The following is a 19,335-nucleotide window of genomic DNA, read 5'->3' as shown; positions in this document are numbered from 1 at the left end:
CGCACGGCCCGCTGGGCATCGCCCGACGGCGGAGCGATCGTCCGTACCGGACCTCACCCTCGTCGGTGGTCGCCTCGTCACCGACGGGTCACGGGTCCTCCGCGTGGCCGCACGAGGTGAGGCGGTCGGCGACCGGACCGAGCACGAGCATCCCCGTCGCGCCGCCCGCGAGCTCCTGGCGCGCAGGCTCGAGCGCCCGGCACGACCTCTCGGCCGCGCGAGGGTGCGCGGCGAGCGTCGCGGCATCGGCGACCAGGCTCCACAGGGCCTCGACGAGGAGGCCCGGTGGGGGGTCGGGAACGTCGTCCAGGAGCGCGGCCGCGGCCGCGGTCTCACCGGCGCGAGCGTGGCGGAGCGGGGCGAGCCAGGGGTCATAGGCGCCTGCGTGCAGGTCGTCGAGCGGCGCGTCGTCGGCCCGGACGCCGACGAGGGCGAGAGCGAGGAGGCCCTCGGCGACGCCGGGCATCCCCGCGCCGTCGAGGGTCTCGGCCGCGGCGCGGTAGCGGGTCTCGGCCGACGGATCGTGCCGGGCAGCGGTGCGGGCGGCCTCGTTCCACAGGGTGAAGACCCGGGCGAGCGGTCGCTCGTGGCGGTCGGCGAGGGTGTCGACGGCAGAAGCGAGCGACGCAGCCTCGGCGAGGTCTCCGCGTGCGGTGGCGGACTGCATGCGCACCAGGAGTCCGTGGAGGTGGAACGTCGGCAGGTCGTGGCGCCGTGCGAGGTCGACGATCTCGGTTGCGACCCGGTCGCGCTCGGCGGAGAGTCCCGGCCGGTCGCAGAGCTGGACGACGGCAGCGCTCAGCGCGAAGCAGAGCAGCTCGGGGTTCCCGAGCCCCCGGGCGAGTCGGACGGCTTCGTCGGCAGACGCCCGGCCCGTCCTCGTACGACTTCCGCGCAGCTCGACGGCGACGACGGCGAGGAGCCGTGCGCGGGCGGTCGTGCCGTCGGGGTCGAGCTCGTCGAGGGCTCGGAGGGCCGCAGCGGCGACGGCGGCCGAGGCGTGCTCGTCGTCGGACCGCGGCCAGATGCTGGGGACGTCGAATCCGCCGATGATCCGCGCGGCCAGCGCAGGGTCGCCCAGGCGGTCGACCGCGTCCACGATCTCGGACCGTTGCGAGCGGGCCTCCGCGAGGCCCGTGCCGCCGGACACGGCCAGGGTGCGCAGCAGCGCGACCGTCGATTCGAGGCGCAGCCGGGAGTGGGCGTCGGTGATGCGCGTCGAGGCCTCGGTGGCGCGGGAGAACGCGTCCGAGTCCTCTCGCGGACGCTCGTGCCGGAGGATGCTCGTCTGGAGGTCGTCGAGCTCGCGCGAGGGGTCGAGCCCGACGACGACGAGCTCGCCCCGCGCGGTGCCGAGCACCTCGAGCGCCTCGGCCGATTGCCCCGAGCCGTCGAGCGCCCGCGCGAGCAGGAGCGATGCTCGCTCCCGGAGGGGGTGCCGGCCGACCAGCTCGCGCAACGTCGGCACGGCCTCGTGGGGCCGACCCAGCGCGAGGAGCGCGGTGGCGCGCCGCTCGATCGCGACGTCGCGCAGCCCGGTGAGACGCGCACGCTCCTCGACGGCCCAGGGCGCGTCGCCGGCCTCGGGGTAGGGCGTGCCGCGCCACAGAGCGATCGCGGCGGCGAGCGATCGTTCGACCTCGCGGGGTGCTCGGCCCGCGGCCTCGTCGGTCGCCCGTTCGAGACGGCGGCCGTCGACCGCGTCGTCGGGGAGCAGGAGCGCGTAGCCGTCGCCCACCGTGGTGAGGACGCGCGCAGGCTCTCGTGGACGGCGGTCCGGTTCGAGCGCGTGGCGGAGGTCGCCGACGAAGGTGCGGATCGCACCGACCGCGCGCGGCGGGGCTTCCTCGCCCCACAGCGCGGCAGACAGCTCGGCGACCGGCAGGGCGCGGCCGCGCGCTGCGACGAGCCTGCCAAGCAGGGCCCGGTGGCGGGCCCCGTGCAGGGCCAGCGGCGTGCCGTCGGCGCGGGCCCCGTCCGTCGGGCCGAGGACGCGGAGGGTCACCCAGCCCAGCGGGTCGGGGGACGGCGGGCAGGGCATCGGTCCACCGTACGCCCGACGACACCTGCTGATCCGTTGCTGATCGACGGGCGCGAGGCTCGAGGGACCGAACGAAAGGAGTCCCGATGACTCTCTCCATCCCAGGGTTCACGACCAGACGGCTGCGCGGAGCGGGCGACGTCGTGCTCAACGTCGCGGTCGGCGGCAGCGGCTCGCCGATCGTCCTGCTGCACGGCTTCCCCGAGACGCACGTGATGTGGCGCCACGTCGCGGCGGACCTGGCCCGCGACCACACCGTGATCTGCCCCGACCTGCGCGGCTACGGCGCGAGCGACAAGCCGGTCGAGGCGGACGAGCACACCTACTCCAAGCGGACGATGGCCGCCGACGTCGTCGCGGTCGCCGCCGGGCTCGGCTTCGACCGTTTCGCGCTCGCCGGGCACGACCGCGGCGCGCTGGTCGCGGTCCGTGCGGGGCTCGACCACCCTGACGCCGTGACCCATCTCGCGTCGCTCGACGTGCTGCCGACGCTGGACATGTGGGACATCCTGCGCGGCGCGGACGCGAAGGTCGCCTGGCACCTGTACCTCATGGCACAGCCGCCGGGTGTCGCCGAGCCGATGATCGCCGGGGCCTCGGACGCGTTCTTCGCGTCGTTCCTCGACGGCTGGACCTCGGCCCCGGAGGCGATCCCCGCCGAGTACCGGGCGGAGTACCTCCGCGCGTCCCGGGAGGCGATCCCGTCGATCGTGGCCGACTACCGCGCCTCGGCGGGGATCGATCTGGAGCACGACCGCGAGGACCGGGCCGCGGGGGTGCGTCTGACGATGCCGACGCTCGTGATCCAGCAGGACTGGGGTGCAGAGCTGGGGTACGACGCGCAGGCGCTGTGGTCGGCCTGGTCGGACGACCTCGTCCACAGGACGCTGCACGCGGGCCACTTCATGGCCGAGGAGTCGCCCGAGCGCATCTCCGCCGAGCTGCGGGAGCTCGTCGCGCGGTGAGCCCCTGCGCCGGGCCGTGGCGAACCGCCACGGCCCGGACCGGGGTCTCAGGCGTTGGGGATCCTCCACACGAGCGCGGTCCCGCGGCCCGTCGGGACCGCGGTCGACGAGCCGTCGCCCGTCGTCGCGGCGTCGGCCCCTGTCCCACGAGCCCCCACGACCTCCCGTGCCACGGCCTCGGCGGGTCCCACCGCGAGCTTCCCGCGCAGGGCCTCGGCGCGCGTCGCGAGGTTGTGCAGCCCGCCGCGGTGGTCGCCCGCGTCGACCCCTTCGCAGCCGATCCCGTCGTCGACCACCGACAGCGTGATGGCGTCGTCGGTGACCTTGAGCCGCACGTCGACGCGCGAGGCCCGCGCGTGCCGGGCCACGTTCGTGAGGGCCTCGCCCACCACGACCACGAGCTGGTCCGCCACCTCGGCGGGCACGAGCGACGAGTCGTCGCTCTCGATGATGACCGACGGGGCGAACCCGAGCGCGGGGGTCACGGCGTCGGCCGCCGCGGTCAGCCTCTCCTGGAGGCTCGCCTCGGGGGGAGTCGTGGCCTGGAGCGCGAAGATCGTCGAGCGGATCTCCCGGATGGTGTCGTCGAGGTCGTTCACGGCCTCCTCGACGCGCGAGCGCACGATCTCGTTCTCGATGTGCTTGGTCGTGCTCATGAGCGTCATCGCGGACGCGAAGATCCGCTGGATGACGACGTCGTGCAGGTCCCGGGCGATGCGCTCGCGGTCCTCGAGCACCGCGACGCGGCGGCCGTCCTCGTAGAGACGGGCGTTGTCGACCGCGACGCCCGCGGCGGCGGCCAGGGCGCGGACCGCGGCCTCGTCGTCCTGCGTGAACGGGGAGCCGTCGCGCTTGTCCGTGAGGTAGAGGTTGCCGTAGACCGAGTCGCGGACCTGGATCGGCACCCCGAGGAACGAGTGCATGGGCGGGTGGCCCGCGGGGTAGCCCGACGCTGCGGGGTAGCCCTCGATCTTGTCGACCCGCAGGGGGTGCGGGTGCCGGATGACCTCGCCCAGCAGGCCGTGGCCGTGGGGCCAGTGGCTGATCGCCTCGACCTCGGAGTCCTCCATGCCGACGGGGACGAACCGGCCCAGCCGGTCGCCGTCGCGGACCCCGAGCGCGCCGTAGCGGGCTCCGGTGAGGTCCATGGCGGCCTCGACGATGCGGCGGAGCACGGTGTCGAGGTCGAGGTTGCTCGTGATGGCGACGACGGCGTCGAGCACGCGGTGCGCGACGGCGGACGGGAGGGACTCGGTCACCCACGTGAGTCTGTCAGATGTGCGGACCGGAGCTGGCCTCGGGAGGACCGGGACGGTGCTCTCCCACTGGTGGTGGGTCTTCAGATATTCCATGACGAACCCCCTCGATCTGGGACAGTCCCGGCACCCGCCGCGGTTCCGACGGGTGTGCCCCCGGCCGGTCGACGGGTGGCCGACCGGCCGGGGAAAGAGCGACGGCCCTCCGGGAGGTGACCGGGAGGGCCGTCGGGCGGGCCGGGGTCTCGCGTTCCCCGTGATTCCCGCGTCTACCTGGGTGTATCGCCGTGGCGAGCGGATCGCGTCGCCGAACCGGGGATCAGACCAACCAGGAGTTCTTGCGGACGAGCGGCAGGCTCTTCCACTGTCGGCCGAGGCCGAGGGTGTCGCCGGCGCCGATCATGGCCAGCGAGATGATCGCGAGGGCCTCGACGACGTGGCTGTCGATGATGGGGTTGGTGGTCAGGGGCAGCGACGCGAGGTACATGAAGCCGAGGAGGACGGTCCCGGCGGTCGCCGCGATCCGCATCCCGATCCCGAGCATCAGGGCGAGCCCGATCCCGAGGAGGCCTGCCATGAAGAGCCAGTCGGCCCAGGCCGCGCCGGCCATCCCGTTGAAGAAGCTCGCGAACGGTCCCTGGACGCCGCCGAGGAAGCCGGCCGTGGGGCTGCCCCCGTTGATCCAGGCCCGCTCCGAGGGGGTCGAGAACCCGAGCCCGAAGGTCTTGTCGAGGAAGGCCCACACGAAGTAGAAGCCCATGACGATCCGGAAGATCCCCAGGACGATCTGGGTCGGGAGGGTGCCGCGGACCGCGAGGCTCGCGGTCGTGGTCGCCCCGGTGACCTCGTGAGGGACGGCACGTACTGCTCGGGCCGAGCGGGCCGAGCTGGCCGGGCGTTCGATCGTTGCACTCATGTCGTCTGTCTTCCTCGTCTCCAGGACCGGATCCCCTTCCGGTTCGTTGACTCCATTCCACCGGAGCGCGAGGGGCGTGACCTGGGGCGAAGGTCGAGGATCTCGGGGGACCTAGGTCCCGTCGTGAGGCTCGGCGCGGACGCAGCGGCAGGTTCAGGAGAACGCGGGATACCCGCCCGACGGCGAAGGTCCCCACTCGCGCTCGGCCCACGCGACGCCGTCGGACAGGAGGGACGCGATGCCCGGGGTGACGTCCCGCAGGTGCTCGGCGCCCCAGCGCCACCGGGACAGCACGAGCTGGCGGTACGACGGCGAGCGCCCCTCGGGCCCCACGCGCGGGCGGTCCTCGACCGCTCCGTCGAGGAGCCAGCCCGTCATGGCGAGGATCCATCCTGCGCTCGCGACCAGCACGTCCCGGGTCCAGGCGGGCTCGGCGACGGCGTCGGGCAGGTGCCGACCGAGCCCCGCGGTGAACGCCGCGAGGAGCTCGTCGGTCAGGCCGGGCGGCGGGTCGAAAACGCACCAGCACGTCGAGAACGGCATGAGCGTGTAGGCGGCGTCGAGCGCGGGGTGGTGGGCCGTGGTGTCCTCGAGGTCGAGGAAGACCCACCCGGCGGGCGTGAGGACGGCGTTGTCGGGGCACGTGTCCCCGGGGGAGACGACGACGGCGCTCCCCGGCGCACGCAGGCTCGCGAGGGCCTCGAGGTCGTCGTGCAGGAACGCGAGGGTCGCGTCGAGCGGGTCGCGCGCGAGGTCCGTGGGCGTGGGCAGGGCCGCGACGAGCCGGTGCACCCCGGCGCGCGCGTCAGCCTCGAGGTCCCACCCGCGCACGACGCCGCGGGCCGCGAGCTCGGCCGAGAACCGCTCGACGTGCGGCCCCGAGGCGCCCGCGAGCTCGCCGAGCGCGGTCGCCCACGAGAGGGCTCCGCGCCAGGCCGCGTCGCGGTCGGTGCCGAGCAGCAGGTCGGCGAGCGTCGGCCCGTCGCCGACGTCGCTCATGACGAGCAGGCGGTGCGCCTCGTCCACGGCCAGGAGCACGGGCGTGCGGTCGAGCGCCAGGAGCCCCGCGACCTCGTGCTCGAACGGCAGGCCGTGCGTCCCGGGGCTGTCGAGGAACCGCTTGACGACGACCGTGCTGCCCGGGGCGCGCGCGGCGGCGCGGGTCGTGTCGAGGCGGTCGGTCGTGAGCCCCGCGACCACGCGGGCACGGACGACGAGGGATCTCGCCGACCCGCCGAGGGCCTCGGGCTCGGCGAGCGCGGCGCCCAGGGCGACGCCTGCGAACGCGAGGGTCTCGTCGAGGTCGGGCACGGGCGTGCGGGCAGGCGCGGGCTCGGGCGGGGGAGCGGCGGACGGCATGCCTCAGTCTGCCCCGCGGGCTCCTCGCCCGGCGGGGTGCGACACGGCCGTCAGGACGTGGCGTCCTCGACGTCGGCCGACAGCTTGTCGACCTCCGTGCGGAGCTCGTCGAGCTTCGAGCTCACCGCCTGGTCGGCCGACTCGACCGCGTCGGACGCGGACTGGAGCCGTGCCGAGGCCTCGTCGAGCCGGGTCCGTGCCTCGGCGACGCGCTGCTCCGCCTCCGCCTTGGTGTCCTCGCTCGCGGTCGCGGCCTCGTCGATCGCGGCCTGGAGGTCCTGCGACGCGGTCCGTGCCGAGGTCACGGCCTCCTCGACCTGGGCACGCTTGTCCTCGGGCAGGGAGCCGAGCCCGTCGACGAGGGACTGCACGTCGGCACCGATGGTCTCGGCCTGGGCCTTGGCGTCGTTCAGGAGCTGGTCGAGCTGGTCGCTCGTGATGGTGAACTCGGGCAGGGTGATGCTCCCGTCGTCGCCGCAGGCGCCGAGCAGGGACGTGGACAGCACGAGCGCGAGCCCGACGGCGGCACTCCGGCGGGGGCGTCGGGTGCGCTGCGCGGGGGGCGCCTGGAACGGGTTCGAGGTGTCCATGCGCCCATTGTGCTCGCGCAACCTGAGAAGTCACCCTCAGTGTTCATCCAGGAGGGGTGGCGTACACGCCGTTCGTCGTCCAGGCTTGAGTTTGGCCTTTCTCGCGATAGCCTCGCTACGTCGAAAGACGCAAGACCGGACAATTGGAGTCTCGTGGTGACCTTGCCGACGCACCGTGTGCGTTCACGCCGCCCTGCGGGAGCAGCAGTGAGCCCGCACGACGAGGCAGGCTCGGTCGCCGGCTCGTCCCTCCCCGTCGCCACTGAGGCCGCGACCGACGCTCTAGCTCCTACGACGCCTCCGTGCCTCGCGGCGAGCGCTCGCCCGCGCCACACGTCCCGCGCGGTCCCGTGGATCCTCTCGACCACGCTCGTGCTCGGGTCGGTCATGACCGTCGGGTTCGTGGGGTCGTCGATCACGCACCGTGAGTCCTGGTCGGTCGAGTACGCCGCGCCGGAGACCCCGACCCCGGGTGCCGCGTTCGGCGTGCTCCCCGCCGCCTACGAACCGCCGCACGAGGACGTCCAGCTCGAACGGGTCGTCGCTGCGGTCGACCGCTCCGACGAGTACATCGCGGCCGAGGCGCAGGTCCCGGACGGTGTGCTCCAGGCCCGCTCGGAGCTCGGCATGCTGCTGGCCACCTACCAGGCGCAGCAGGCTGCTGCCGGTGGGAGCGCTCCTGGAACGGGCGGCGGGACCAGCACGAGCGGGGCCGGGAGCTTCTTCCTGGACGGCCTGGCCACACCGCCCGCCCCCGCACCGTTGTCTCCGCTGGCGCCGGTCGCCCCTGTCGCGCCTGCGGCTCCTGGGTCCTCCGGTGTGGTCGAAGGGCCCGGGGCCACCGCAGCACCCTCCGACGTCGTGGACGCTGCCGCGGCGGCGAACACCGTGTCGTCCGGCCTGCCCGCGGGGTACGTGCCGGCAGGCGCCGCGGACGCCCTGGCGACCGACCTCGCTCCCGTCCCGCCCGAGCCCACGGCCCCGGTGGCGCCGGACGCGGCGGGCGGGGACACGCCGTCGGGCACGGTCCTGGACGGTGCGGTGGCGCCCGACGACACCGTCCTTCCGGACGGGACGGTCGAGGACGGGGCGCCGCTCCCCGGTGACCTGACCGGCGACCCGACCGACGAGGACGCCCCCGACCACGACGACCTGGTGACGCTCGACGACGTCGTGGTCGCCGCGACCCGGCTCGCAGAGCTCATGGGCCCGTCCTACGCGCTGGCGCCCGGCGACGTCCTGCCGGCCGCAGGCATCACGGCCCCCGCCGGCGGCACGCTCGCCGACCAGCTCGCGGCCGTGGTCGCCAAGTACGCCGACAGCACCGCGCAGTACGGCAACGGACTCCTGCCGGACTCGGTGCTCTGCGGTCTCGACTTCGCCTCCGGGCACAGCCTGCGCTGCGACGCCGCCGAGCAGCTCAACGCGCTCGCGGTCGAGTACCAGAAGGAGTTCGGCAAGCCGCTCCGCATCACCGACTCGTACCGCAGCTACGACGCGCAGGTCGCGGTCAAGGCCGCCAAGCCGTACCTCGCCGCCGTGCCGGGCACCTCGCAGCACGGCTGGGGCCTGGCGATCGACGTCGGGCAGCCCGTCTCCACGGGCCGCAGCGCCGAGTACCTGTGGATGCGGTTGCACGCACCGGACTACGGGTGGGACAACCCGTCGTGGGCGCGGCTCGACGGCCGCAAGCCCGAGCCCTGGCACTTCGAGTTCTACGCGGCAGGCGCCATGCCGGACCGCTACACCGGGGGGACTCCCGCGACGCCGACGGCCCCTCCGGTGGTGCCGACGACCCCGCCCACCACACCTCCCACGACGCCGCCGAGCCCGGCTCCCACGCCGAACCCGACGCCCACGACGCCCGCGCCGACGGACCCGCCGACGCCGACGAACCCCCCGACGACGACTCCGCCGACCGAGACGCCGGACCCGACGGACCCGCCGACGACCACCCCGCCGACCGAGACGCCGGACCCGACGGACCCGCCGACGACCACCCCGCCGACCGAGACGCCGACGGCTCCGCCGACCTCGACACCGGACCCGACACCGACCTCGGACCCGACGTCCACGGCCTTCGTGACCCAGGAGCCCACGGCGACCCCGTGACGACTTCACGCCGAACGGCGCGCGTCCCCGCGAGGGGACGGGCGCCGCTCGCGGCTCACCAGCCCGTGCCCTCCAGGGCGCCCCGGGTCGAGACGGCCGGAGTGGAGGCAGGCGGCGGGAGCAGCCCGACAATGCGGTCGCGGGGCGCCGAGGCGACCGCGTAGTGTGGGGCCCATGTGGATCTGAGCCTGCCCGCGAGACCCCCTTCCTCTCGCGCCCCGACGTCGCCCCGCGACGTGACCACCTCGTCGCGTCCCGGCAGCGCTCGACGTCGGCAGGCAGCCTCCTGTGCCGCCGTGGCGCCCTTCCAGTCAGGTGACCCCATGCCCCATGCCTCTCCGTCCCTCCTCACTGCCACGGACCTCACCAAGTCCTACGGCGACCGCACGGTCCTGGCGGGGGTGAACCTCGCCGTCGACCCCGGCCACCGGACCGGCCTGGTCGGTGAGAACGGTGTCGGCAAGTCGACGCTCCTCCGCCTCCTCGCGGGGGTCGAGGACCCCGACTCCGGGGTCGTCACCCGCCCGGCCGACCTCGGCTACCTGCACCAGGAGTTCCCCTACGGTCCGACGACGACCGTCGGCGAGGTCGTCGAGGACGCCCTCGCGGGGGTCCGGGAGATCGAGCGCGAGCTCGAGGCGGCCGCTGCGGCCCTCGCTTCGTTGTCAGAACCTGGCCGGGGTGCAGCCCGGCCCAGCTCTGACGACGGGTCCGCTGACGTCGATGCCCTCACTGCGGCCTACGACCTGGCTCTCGCGCGCGCCGAGCAGTCGGACGTGTGGGGGGCCGACGCCCGTGCCTCCCGCGCGCTGGCGGGCCTGGGCCTCGACGTGATCCACCGCGGCCGCCTGGTCGCGCGGCTCTCGGGCGGCCAGCGCACGCGCCTCGGCCTCGCGGCGCTCCTCATCCGCCAGCCCGGCGCGCTCCTGCTCGACGAGCCGACCAACCACCTGGACGACGAGGCCGCCGAGTTCCTCGCGACCGCGCTGCGCGCGCTGCCCGGGGCCGTGCTCCTCGCGAGCCACGACCGGGTGTTCCTCGACGAGGTCTGCACCGAGATCCTCGACCTCGACCCCTCGCAGGAGGCCAGCTCCGCGGGTCGCACGGGCGGCACGCTGTACGCGGGGACCTACCGCGACTACCTGCGGGCCAAGCGCGTCGAGCGTGCCCGCTGGGAGCAGCAGTTCGCGGCCGAGCAGGACGAGCTCAAGGCGCTGCGGCGGTCGGTCGCGACCACGGCCCGCAACGTCTCGCACAACCGTGAGCGCGGCAACCAGTCCAAGCTGCTCTACGACGCCAAGGGCGAGCGCGTGCAGTCGCAGGTCTCCCGGCGCGTGCGCAACGCCCAGCAGCGCCTCGACACGCTCGAGGCCGAGCAGGTGCGCAAGCCCCCGGAGCCGCTGCGGTTCGCGCCGCCGCACCTCGTGCGCGAGCGGGCGACGAGCTCGTCGCCCGGGCGGTCGGGCGGTCGGCGCGGCTCCCAGGGGGCGTCGAACGGCACCGACGGCCTGGCGCTCTGGGCGCGTGACGTCGTCGTGCAGGGAGGGGCGACCGAGCCCGACCCTGCGACGCCCGGCCGTCCCCGCCTCGACCTGCGAGCCGCGGGGGTCCCGTCGATCGACCTCGCGCCGGGCGCCAAGCTCCTCGTGACCGGGGCCAACGGCTCGGGCAAGTCGACGCTGCTCCACGTGCTGGCGGGGGACCTCGTGCCGACGTCGGGCACCGTGGGGCGTGCGCGAGGCGTCGAGGTCGCCCTGCTGGAGCAGGACGTCCGCCTGCACGACGACGAACGCACCCCGCGCGACCTGCTCGCCCTCATCACGGGTCAGGACCCCGCGGACCGCCCGCTCGTGAACGCGCACGGCCTCGTCGCCCCCCGCGACCTGGACCGACCGCTCGGGATGCTGAGCGTGGGCCAGCGGCGCCGCGTGGTCCTCGCGATGCTCGTGACGCAGGCCCCCGACGTGCTGCTCCTCGACGAGCCGACCAACCACATCTCGCTCGCGCTCGCCGAGGAGCTCATGGCCGCGGTCGAGACGTGGCCGGGGGCCGTGGTGGTCGCCTCGCACGACCGGTGGCTGCGGCGGACCTGGAAGGGCGACGTGGTGCACCTCGGCTGACGGCTGCACGCAGGGAGCTCGGGGAGACCCGGCGGCTCCCCGGCTCGGGCGCTCGACCGAGCCGCGCGGAGGCTAGGCCGGCACCTCGACGGGCACGGTCAGCCGCGAGCGGATCTCGTGGACGACCTGCTTCTGGACCTCGACCGGCGGCGACCCGTCAGGGTAGATGCCCAGCAGGGTCGCGAGCCGGAGCTGGGCCTCCTGCAGGTCGGCGAGCCGGCGGCTCTCGGCCGCACCGCCCGCGCGTCGGGCCGCCTTGCGCACCGCCCGCCGCGCGTGGACGGACCGCAGCGCCTCCATCTCGCCCGGCGTCACGACGTCCGCGGGCTGGTCGGCGAGGACCGTCTCGAACCAGTGGTGGTCGATGCTCCGGGCGTAGCGGAAGACCAGGACGAACGCGAGGATCAGGACCACGTACTTGAGGAAGACCGACGCGAAGACGCCGGCCTCGGACGACGAGAGGAAGATCTCGGGGGCGTTCCACGCGAAGTGCAGGGCCCAGGCGAGCAGGTACGCCCCGAGGGCCACGCCGATGCGCCGGGCCACGGAGATGCGGAACGCCGTGAGCGCGTAGGCCACGCCGAACCCGGCGATCGCGCTGAACATCACGTGCGCGCCGAACCCGACCAGGACCCTGCTCAGCCCGACCTGGAGCGCGCCCACGGCGTCCGAGTTCGGGTCCATGATCGCGCCCTGCACGATGTAGCTGATGTTCTCGCTGACCTCGAACCCCAGGCCCACCATGGCTCCGTAGACCAGCCCGTTGAGCGGCCGGGTCACGTGCGCGCGCCCCGCGTAGAGGACCAGGACCACACCGAGGACCTTGATGAGCTCCTCGTCGGTCGGCCCCGCGAGGGCAGCCGACCAGGAGGCCAGGCCGACGCGCTCGAGCGCGGAGATCAGGTGGTCGTTCGCGACCACGACGATGGTCGGTGCGGCCACGAAGCCCCACGCGTAGGCCGCGAGCAGCAGGGGGCCCGGCTCGTCCTCGAACAGGTCGAGACGGCGGATGATCGCCGTGAGCAGCAGCGTGACGAGCGCGGCGAGCAGGACCCCGATCCCGAGGCCCTCCGGGGTGAGCAGCGCGTCCTGGCGTGCCGTCAGGAGCATCGAGAACCCGGTCACGACCAGGCAGACCCAGTAGAGCCAGGTCGCCCACTGGTAGTGGGGGAACAGGCCACGCCGACGTCGTGCTGGAGCGCCCGTGGGCAGGACCACAGGAACGTTGCGGAGGTGGTCGGTCACGAGATCGTCACTGCCTTCACCAGGGTGGCCACGGCCTCGGACTGGGCCTGCAGGTCCGACGACGTCCCGTACGCGAGGATCGAGACGCCTCCCTGGGCGTACTGCCGGGTGACCTTGACCGTGAGCGCTGCCGCGGCGGGGCCGTCCGACCGGAAGACGCCCGAGACCTCGGCCGGGTCGCCCTCGGAGACGATCCGGGCGTCGTACAGGCTCGCGCCGGTCGAGAGCTCGGCGAGCCGGGCCCGCCGTGCGAAGAAGACGTTCGCGTTCTCGACCCCCGACGCGACCTCGATCTGGACGCCGACGCCGGCGCGGTCCACGGTGAGGCTCGCGCCCTCGAACGTCGACTCGCTCGCGTCGCCCGACGGGCTGATGTCGGCCGTCGTGGACCACCCCGCGGGGAACCGGATCGTCGCGGTCGAGGCGCCGTCGGACACCGTCACGATCCTCCCGGCGGGGATCTCGGTCTCGGTGGGCGGGGTGCCCTCGTCGACGGCGGTCGGGACGAGCCACAGGGCGACCATGGCCAGCAGGACGAGGGTCGTCGCGACCGACCCGACGCGATCCATCCCGAAGCGTCCGCGACGCTCGGGCCGCAGGAGCGGGGGAGGTTCCGGCTGCATCGTGCTCCTCGGGTCGGGGCGGCGGGACGTCCCTCCGATGCAAGCACCGGGCGCGGCGTACCGCGACCGCTGGCCGGCGCGGACGACGGGGGGAGGAGACGTGGACGAACTGTGCGGGCCGTTCTCTCGGGCGGTGGGTGTCGGCGGCGGGGCCTAGGGTCTGAGGAATGAGCGAAGAGCGAGCACACGCCGCACTCGAGGCGTCCGGGATCGACTTCACGATCACCCGGCACGGCCCGGTGGGCTCCCTCGAGGAGGCCGCGGAAGCGCGCGGGATCGACCCGGCGAACATCGTCAAGACGCTCGTGGTCCGCCGTGGTGACGACGACTACCTGTTCGTCCTGGTGCCCGGCGACCGGACCATCTCGTGGCCCAAGCTCAGGTCTCTCCTGGGGGTCTCGCGGCTGTCCATGCCGGACAAGGACGTCGCCCGCGAGGTCACCGGGTACGAGCGCGGCACCATCACGCCGTTCGGTTCCACGACCGCGTGGCCGGTCGTCGCGGACTCGCGCGTCGTCTTCCGCGAGGTGGGGGACGTCGTCGGGCAGGACGAGGGAGGGGCGGACCTTCTCGGTGAGCCCGACGGCGCCTCGCCGCTCGTCTCGATCGGCGGGGGCGCGTTCGGCGTCGCGGCGACCGTCGACGGGGCGCGACTTGCCGCCGTCCTGGGCGCGCAGGTCGCGGACGTGACCGAGCCGGTCTAGCCTCACAGGGTTTGACCATCACGGGCCCCGACCCCGGGAACACCGTTCATTGCCCGATCGTTGACCAGGAGGACGGTCCGCGAGGACCAGCCTCACCGACTGACGGAGCACGAGAAAGCATGACCATCCCCAGCACCTTGGACGCAGGCATCACCTACGAGGCGACCCCGGAGGGGTCTCTCATCACGCTGTGGGGAGAGATCGACGCAGCCCTGCGAGACCGCGCGAGCGACGCGATGGCGCAGGTCATCACGCACCCAGGTCCCGTGACCATCGACGTCGGTCGGGTGACCTTCATCGACTCCTCGGGCATCGCCTTCATCCTGCAGGTCTACATGCTGGGCTCCGAGGACGGACGCCCCGTGGTCCTGCAGGATCCGACGAGCACGCTCGAGGACCTGCTCGAGATGATCGGCATGGCCGGCACCATCCCCGTCGTGCGGACGGCTTCCGCGGGGTCCTAGGCGTCGTCGCGGCGGTCCTCGATCGCGGGTGGGGTGCCCCACGGGGCACCCGCGTCGGCGGGCCGTGCGGGCTCGATCCGGTCACGGACGGGCGGCTCGATCCGCTGCGTCTCGTCCGGGGCGGGGAGCTCGTGCGGCAGCTTCTGCCGGAACGCCGAGAAGTACAGGCCCACGAGCACGCCCCCGACCATCATGATCGGGAACTGTGCGGCGCTGAACCACATCGCCGATGAGGCCACGAGCAGGCCGAACGTGACGGGGACGGCGACGTCCAGGGTCCTGCGGTCCACGGGGCCTCCGGTGCTGATCGGTGTGAACGAGGAGCGTAGCGCGCGGGCGGGTGCGGCCCGAGCGCGTGTCACGCCTCGGCGCCCGCCGTGCTGTGGGTGGCTCGGGCTACGGTTCGGACCATGCGCATCCTGCACACCTCGGACTGGCACCTCGGCCGGACGCTGCACGGCGTCGACCTGCTGGGCCACCAGGCGGCGTACCTGGACCACCTGGTCGAGCTGGTGCGTTCGGAGGGCGTGGGAGCGGTCCTCGTCGCGGGGGACGTGTACGACCGGGCGATCCCGCCGGTCGACGCCGTGAACCTCCTGTCGGACACGGTCGCTCGGCTCGCGGAGCACGCGGACGTCGTGCTGACGCCGGGGAACCACGACTCGGCGATCCGGTTGGGGTTCGGGGCGTCGCTCATGCGTCCGGGGGTCCACTTCCGGACCCGTGTGCCCGACGTCGGCGCACCGGTGCTCCTGGACCCCGCCTCGCGCGGTGGTTCGGGTGGGCAGGTCGCGGTCTATGCCGTGCCCTACCTCGACCCGGACGGCGTCCGGTGGGAGCTCGCGGACGGCTGTGGCTGTGGGGAGCCGGACGCACCCGAGGCGCAGGACGCGCCCGCACCGACCGCACCGAGCGCACCCGCCGCCGAGAGGCGACCCCTGCCCCGCTCGCACGAGGCCGTGACGGCCGCGGCCATGCGGCGGATCGCGGCCGACGTGGCGGCTCGTCGGGCGGCCGGGCAGGGCGAACGCGTGCGGAACGTCGTGATGGCGCACGCGTTCGTGGTCGGCGGGCAGGCCTCGGAGTCCGAGCGAGACATCCGGGTCGGCGGCGTGGACTCGGTGCCCGCGGGGGTGTTCGGTGGCGTCGGGGTCGACTACGTGGCCCTGGGCCACCTGCACGGACCCCAGAAGGTCAGCGTGCCGAGCGACGTTTCACGTGAAACCACAGGCCAGGGCGGTGCAGGCGCGACGATGGCCCGGTACTCGGGGTCGCCGCTCGCGTACTCGTTCTCGGAGATGCACCAGAAGAAGTCGACGGTCCTGCTGGACCTCGACGCGACCGGCGAGGCCCGGACGGAGCTCGTCCCCGCCCCCGTGCCGCGACGGCTCAGCGAGGTCAGCGGCACGCTCGACGAGCTGCTCGGTGCGCCCGGAGACGCGTACACCGACGACTGGCTGCGGGTGTTCGTGACGGACGAGTCCCGGCCCGCCGAGATGTACGCCCGCGTGCGTGGTCGCTTCCCGCACGCGCTCCAGGTCCAGCACCGCCCGCCGCGCACGGCCGAGCGCGAGGTGGTCTCCGTCGTCGGCTCGGGGCGTGACCCGCTCGAGGTGACCCACGAGTTCGTCCAGCACGTCACCGGATCGGGGCCGGGTCCCACCGAGGCCGCAGCGCTGCGCACGGCGCTCGAGCGGGCCCTCGCGAGCGAGCGGAGCGCCTGATGCACCTGCACTCCCTGACCCTCCAGGCCATCGGCCCCTTCGCGGGGACCCACCGCATCGACTTCGCCCAGCTCGCGACCTCGGGGATCTTCCTGCTCGAGGGACCGACGGGTGCGGGAAAGTCGACCATCATCGACGCCGTGGTCTTCGCGCTCTACGGCAAGGTCGCCTCCGAGGCCGCGAGCGAGGACCGGTTGCGGTCGGCCTACGCTCCGCCCGAGGTCGAGTCCTTCGTCGACCTCGTGTTCGAGACCGGATCGGGCGTGTACCGCGTGCGGCGCAGCCCCGAGTTCCAGCGCCCCAAGAAGCGCGGCACCGGGACCACGACCCAGCAGGCGGGCGTCAGGCTCTGGCGGCTCGCGGGGGTGGACCAGACCGTCCTCGCGGCGGACGGGGCGCCGGGGGAGCGCGCTGACGCGGACGACGTCGCGGGCGAGCTTCTCTCGACGAGGCTCGACGAGGCCGGGCTCGAGATCCACCGGGCGATCGGGCTCGACCGCCGCCAGTTCGTCCAGACCATCGTGCTCCCGCAGGGAGAGTTCGCGAACTTCCTCCGTGCCGACCCCGAGCACCGCCGCGACCTGCTGCAGAAGGTCTTCGGCACCGAGATCTACGACAGGGTGCAGAGCGAGCTTGCGGCCCTGAACCGCGAGGCGCAGAGCGCGGTCGCCGCGGCCAGGTCGGTCGCCACGGGGTCCGTCGAGAACTTCGTCGGCGCGGCAGGGCTCACGAGCGAGGACGCCGCGGCACTGCGCGAGGCCGCGCGAGACGATGCACGACTCGCGGGGCCCGTCGACGAGACCCCGGTCCCGGACGACGACCTGTTCGCGATCGCGGGTCTCGCGGCAGACGAGACCACGACGCTCTCGCCCGTCGAGCCCGGGGCCTCTGTCCGTACGCTCGTCCGCCGTCACGTCGTCGCGCTCGAACGGGCTGCAGAAGAGCTCGGCGCGCAGGAGATCACGGCCAACACCGTGCTCGTCGCGGCCCGGGAGGCCTTCGAGGCGGCCCGTGCGCTGAGCGCAGCAGCGGCGCGCCGCGACGCACTGCTGGCTGAGCAGGCCGCCCTGGACGCAGCGGCCGAGCAGGTGGCGCTCGACCGGAAGGCCCTCGCGGCCGCGCGTCGCGCGGCCGTGGTGGAACCCGTGCTCGCCGGTGCGCGCCGGGCCGCGCAGGAGTCGACGGCCGCCCAGGAGCGTCTGCTCCTCGCGCGGACCGGCGTGCCCGCGTCGTTGGCGGCGTCCGACGTGTCCGCTCTCGAGGTGCTGCGGTCGAGCCTGTCCGCAGCCGAGGCGCGACTGGTGCGGCTGCTGCCGCTGGGCGAGTCGCTCCCGCTCCGTGAGCGGGAGGTGGTCGACGGGCGCAAGGAGACCGACCGCGACCGCGAGGAACGCAGCCGGACCCTCGCCGACCTCGAGGCCCGCCCCGCTGCTCGGGCCCTGCTCGAGGCGCGCCGCGACACCCTCGCAGACGCCGCGGGCCGGCTCGGCGAGCGTCAGGAGCGGGTGCTCGCGGCCGAGTCCGTGCTGCGTGCCGCTCGTCAGGCGGTCGCGACGGGCGCGGACGTCGCCGCCGCGCGCGAGCGTCAGGACTCGGCGGTCGCGGCGGCGCGCGCCGCCTCGGACGCCGAGCACTCCCTGCGGACCGCCTGGCTCGGGGGGATCGCCGGAGACCTCGCAGCAGAGCTGCAGCCCGGCTGCCCCTGCCCGGTCTGCGGCGCCGAGGAGCACCCTGCTCCGGCCCGCACGGGAACCGAGCGCGTCGGGCGGGACGTGGTGGAGGCAGCTGAGACCGCACGTCGCGCCGCGGAGCAGTCCGTGGCCGAGGCCTCGGCCGAGGTTGCCACGCTCGCAGAGCGGCTCGACGGGCTCCTGCGCACCGCGGGCGGCGTGACGACCGACGACGCGCAGAACGTGGTCGACGCAGCCAAGGAGCTGGTCGCGGAGTCCGCCGCCGCGGTCGCCGAGCGTGCGGAGGCCGCGACCGCGCTCACGGACTTCGACACCGCGACCGCAGCCCTGACCGGGCTCGCCGCGAGCCTCGCCGAGCGGATCGCGGGCGAGACCGCCCGCCTCGACGCCCTCGCGACGGGTATCGAGCGTGACCGCCAGGAGATCGCTGCCGAGCTCGACGCGACCGGTCCGCTCCTCGCGGACGCCGCCCTGCCGGACGCGCTGGCCGACGAGGGCTCTCCCGCCAACCCCGTCGTGGTCATCGAAGCCGCACTCCGCGACCGCGGTATCGCCGTCAAGGCGCTCCTCGACGCCGAGTCGGCCGTGGCCCACGCCGCCGACGCCGTGGCTGCCCGGGCAGCCGAGGTCGCGACGGTCGTGGCCGAGTCCGGGTTCGACGACGAGCAGCACGCGCTCGACGCGGTCCGCCCGCCTGACGAGCGAGAAGCTCTCGAACGGCGGCTCCGCACCGTGGACGCCGACACGGAGCGCGTGCGCCAGGGGCTCGCCGAGGAGTCGATCGCGACCCTGCCCGCGGACGTGGAGGTCGATCTGGACGGGGCACGTGACGTCGTCGGGCAGGCGGAGACCGCCGAACGGCGAGCCGCGCTCCTGGCCAACGGCGCCGCTCAGCGCGCCCGGCTCGCCGCACGCGCGGCGAGCGAGATCTCCTCGGCCGTGGAGGGGTGGGCTCGGGAGCGCGAGGCCGCAGCCCCCGTCGCCCGCATGGCGAGCCTCGCGGCCGGGTCGGGCTCGGACAACGCCAAGGCCCTCTCGCTCGCGACGTACGTGCTGGTCAGGCGGTTCGAGGACGTCGTCGCGGCTGCCAACGAGCGGCTCCGTGAGATGTCCGACGGGCGCTACGAGCTCGAGCGCTCCGACGAGAAGGAGGACGTCCGCACGCGCCGGACCGGGCTCGCGATGAAGGTCCTCGACCACCGCACCGAGGCCGCCCGCGATCCGCGCACGCTCTCGGGCGGTGAGACCTTCTACGTGTCTCTGTGCCTCGCGCTCGGGATGGCCGACGTCGTGACCGCCGAGGCCGGCGGCGTGGACCTGGGCACCCTGTTCGTCGACGAGGGGTTCGGGACCCTCGACCCCGAGACCCTCGAGGCCGTGCTCGGCGAGCTGGGCAAGCTCCGCGCGGGTGGCCGCGTCGTCGGCGTGGTGTCGCACGTCGACGCGCTCAAGCAGTCCATCGCCGAGCGCATCGAGGTCAGACGGTTGCCGAACGGGGCCAGCACGCTCGCGGTGCGGGCGTAGC

At 74.2% G+C, this 19,335-nt stretch carries 15 protein-coding genes; 7 read left to right on the top strand and 8 right to left on the bottom strand.

Going from position 1 to position 19,335, the window contains the following annotated elements; genetic code table 11:
- Positions 1-88: 88 nt before the first annotated feature.
- Positions 89-2,041 carry an AfsR/SARP family transcriptional regulator gene (locus OERS_RS14165; protein WP_068626389.1) on the bottom strand — a complete coding sequence of 651 codons (1,953 nt, stop codon included), beginning with the start codon at positions 2,039-2,041 and terminating at the stop codon, positions 89-91.
- 86 nt (positions 2,042-2,127) lie between these two features.
- Here OERS_RS14165 and OERS_RS14160 point away from each other — a divergent pair, with 86 nt between their 5' ends.
- Entirely contained in the window at positions 2,128-3,006 is an 879-nt protein-coding gene (locus OERS_RS14160) for an alpha/beta fold hydrolase (RefSeq protein WP_068626387.1), read from the top strand.
- 47 nt (positions 3,007-3,053) lie between these two features.
- Here OERS_RS14160 and OERS_RS14155 read toward each other — a convergent pair whose 3' ends face one another.
- The 4 genes from OERS_RS14155 to OERS_RS14140 all read right to left on the bottom strand — a co-directional run bounded on the left by OERS_RS14155 (position 3,054) and on the right by OERS_RS14140 (position 7,127).
- A complete protein-coding gene (locus OERS_RS14155) occupies positions 3,054-4,265 on the bottom strand; it encodes a GAF domain-containing sensor histidine kinase (RefSeq protein ID WP_056764286.1) in 1,212 nt (403 codons plus the stop codon).
- 316 nt (positions 4,266-4,581) lie between these two features.
- Positions 4,582-5,178, bottom strand: a complete 597-nt coding sequence (locus OERS_RS14150; protein WP_082849105.1) for a hypothetical protein — start codon at positions 5,176-5,178, stop codon at positions 4,582-4,584.
- 153 nt (positions 5,179-5,331) lie between these two features.
- Positions 5,332-6,537, bottom strand: coding sequence for an aminoglycoside phosphotransferase family protein (locus OERS_RS14145; protein WP_068626385.1), 1,206 nt, complete (start codon positions 6,535-6,537; stop codon positions 5,332-5,334).
- A 50-nt stretch (positions 6,538-6,587) separates the two neighbouring features.
- Complete coding sequence (locus OERS_RS14140; RefSeq protein WP_068626383.1) at positions 6,588-7,127, bottom strand: hypothetical protein; 540 nt, start codon at positions 7,125-7,127, stop codon at positions 6,588-6,590.
- Between the two features lie 207 nt (positions 7,128-7,334).
- On the opposite strand from OERS_RS14140, the gene OERS_RS14135 reads away from it, so the two are divergent.
- Both OERS_RS14135 and OERS_RS14130 read left to right on the top strand, forming a co-directional pair.
- Positions 7,335-9,239, top strand: coding sequence for a M15 family metallopeptidase (locus tag OERS_RS14135; RefSeq protein ID WP_068626381.1), 1,905 nt, complete (start codon positions 7,335-7,337; stop codon positions 9,237-9,239).
- A gap of 323 nt (positions 9,240-9,562) precedes the next feature.
- Positions 9,563-11,359 carry an ABC-F family ATP-binding cassette domain-containing protein gene (locus OERS_RS14130; protein ID WP_068626379.1) on the top strand — a complete coding sequence of 599 codons (1,797 nt, stop codon included), beginning with the start codon at positions 9,563-9,565 and terminating at the stop codon, positions 11,357-11,359.
- A 72-nt stretch (positions 11,360-11,431) separates the two neighbouring features.
- On the opposite strand, the gene OERS_RS14125 is transcribed toward OERS_RS14130, so the two are convergent.
- Together OERS_RS14125 and OERS_RS14120 are read right to left on the bottom strand one after the other, a co-directional pair.
- Positions 11,432-12,604 carry a PrsW family intramembrane metalloprotease gene (locus tag OERS_RS14125; protein WP_068626378.1) on the bottom strand — a complete coding sequence of 391 codons (1,173 nt, stop codon included), beginning with the start codon at positions 12,602-12,604 and terminating at the stop codon, positions 11,432-11,434.
- Entirely contained in the window at positions 12,601-13,227 is a 627-nt protein-coding gene (locus tag OERS_RS14120; RefSeq protein WP_068626375.1) for a hypothetical protein, read from the bottom strand. Before OERS_RS14120 ends, OERS_RS14125 begins: the two co-directional genes overlap by 4 nt.
- A 167-nt stretch (positions 13,228-13,394) precedes the next feature.
- Here OERS_RS14120 and OERS_RS14115 point away from each other — a divergent pair, with 167 nt between their 5' ends.
- Both OERS_RS14115 and OERS_RS14110 read left to right on the top strand, forming a co-directional pair.
- Positions 13,395-13,931, top strand: coding sequence for an aminoacyl-tRNA deacylase (locus tag OERS_RS14115; protein WP_068626373.1), 537 nt, complete (start codon positions 13,395-13,397; stop codon positions 13,929-13,931).
- Between the two features lie 119 nt (positions 13,932-14,050).
- The gene (locus tag OERS_RS14110) at positions 14,051-14,395 is read left to right on the top strand and encodes an STAS domain-containing protein (RefSeq protein WP_068626372.1); all 345 of its coding nucleotides are present in this window, start codon (positions 14,051-14,053) and stop codon (positions 14,393-14,395) included.
- Here the strand turns inward: OERS_RS14110 and OERS_RS14105 are convergent.
- Positions 14,392-14,685, bottom strand: a complete 294-nt coding sequence (locus OERS_RS14105) for a hypothetical protein (RefSeq protein WP_068626370.1) — start codon at positions 14,683-14,685, stop codon at positions 14,392-14,394. The genes OERS_RS14110 and OERS_RS14105 overlap by 4 nt on opposite strands.
- Before the next feature lie 120 nt (positions 14,686-14,805).
- On the opposite strand from OERS_RS14105, the gene OERS_RS14100 reads away from it, so the two are divergent.
- Together OERS_RS14100 and OERS_RS14095 are read left to right on the top strand one after the other, a co-directional pair.
- A complete protein-coding gene (locus tag OERS_RS14100; protein WP_068626368.1) occupies positions 14,806-16,119 on the top strand; it encodes an exonuclease SbcCD subunit D in 1,314 nt (437 codons plus the stop codon).
- The gene (locus OERS_RS14095; RefSeq protein ID WP_068626367.1) at positions 16,119-19,334 is read left to right on the top strand and encodes an AAA family ATPase; all 3,216 of its coding nucleotides are present in this window, start codon (positions 16,119-16,121) and stop codon (positions 19,332-19,334) included. The genes OERS_RS14100 and OERS_RS14095 overlap by 1 nt, the downstream gene beginning before the upstream one ends.
- Position 19,335 lies beyond the last annotated feature (1 nt).

The sequence above is a fragment of the Oerskovia enterophila genome, assembly GCF_001692445.1.
Taxonomy (GTDB): Bacteria; Actinomycetota; Actinomycetes; order Actinomycetales; family Cellulomonadaceae; genus Oerskovia; species Oerskovia enterophila.
This window is presented reverse-complemented; position numbering and strand designations above follow the sequence as displayed.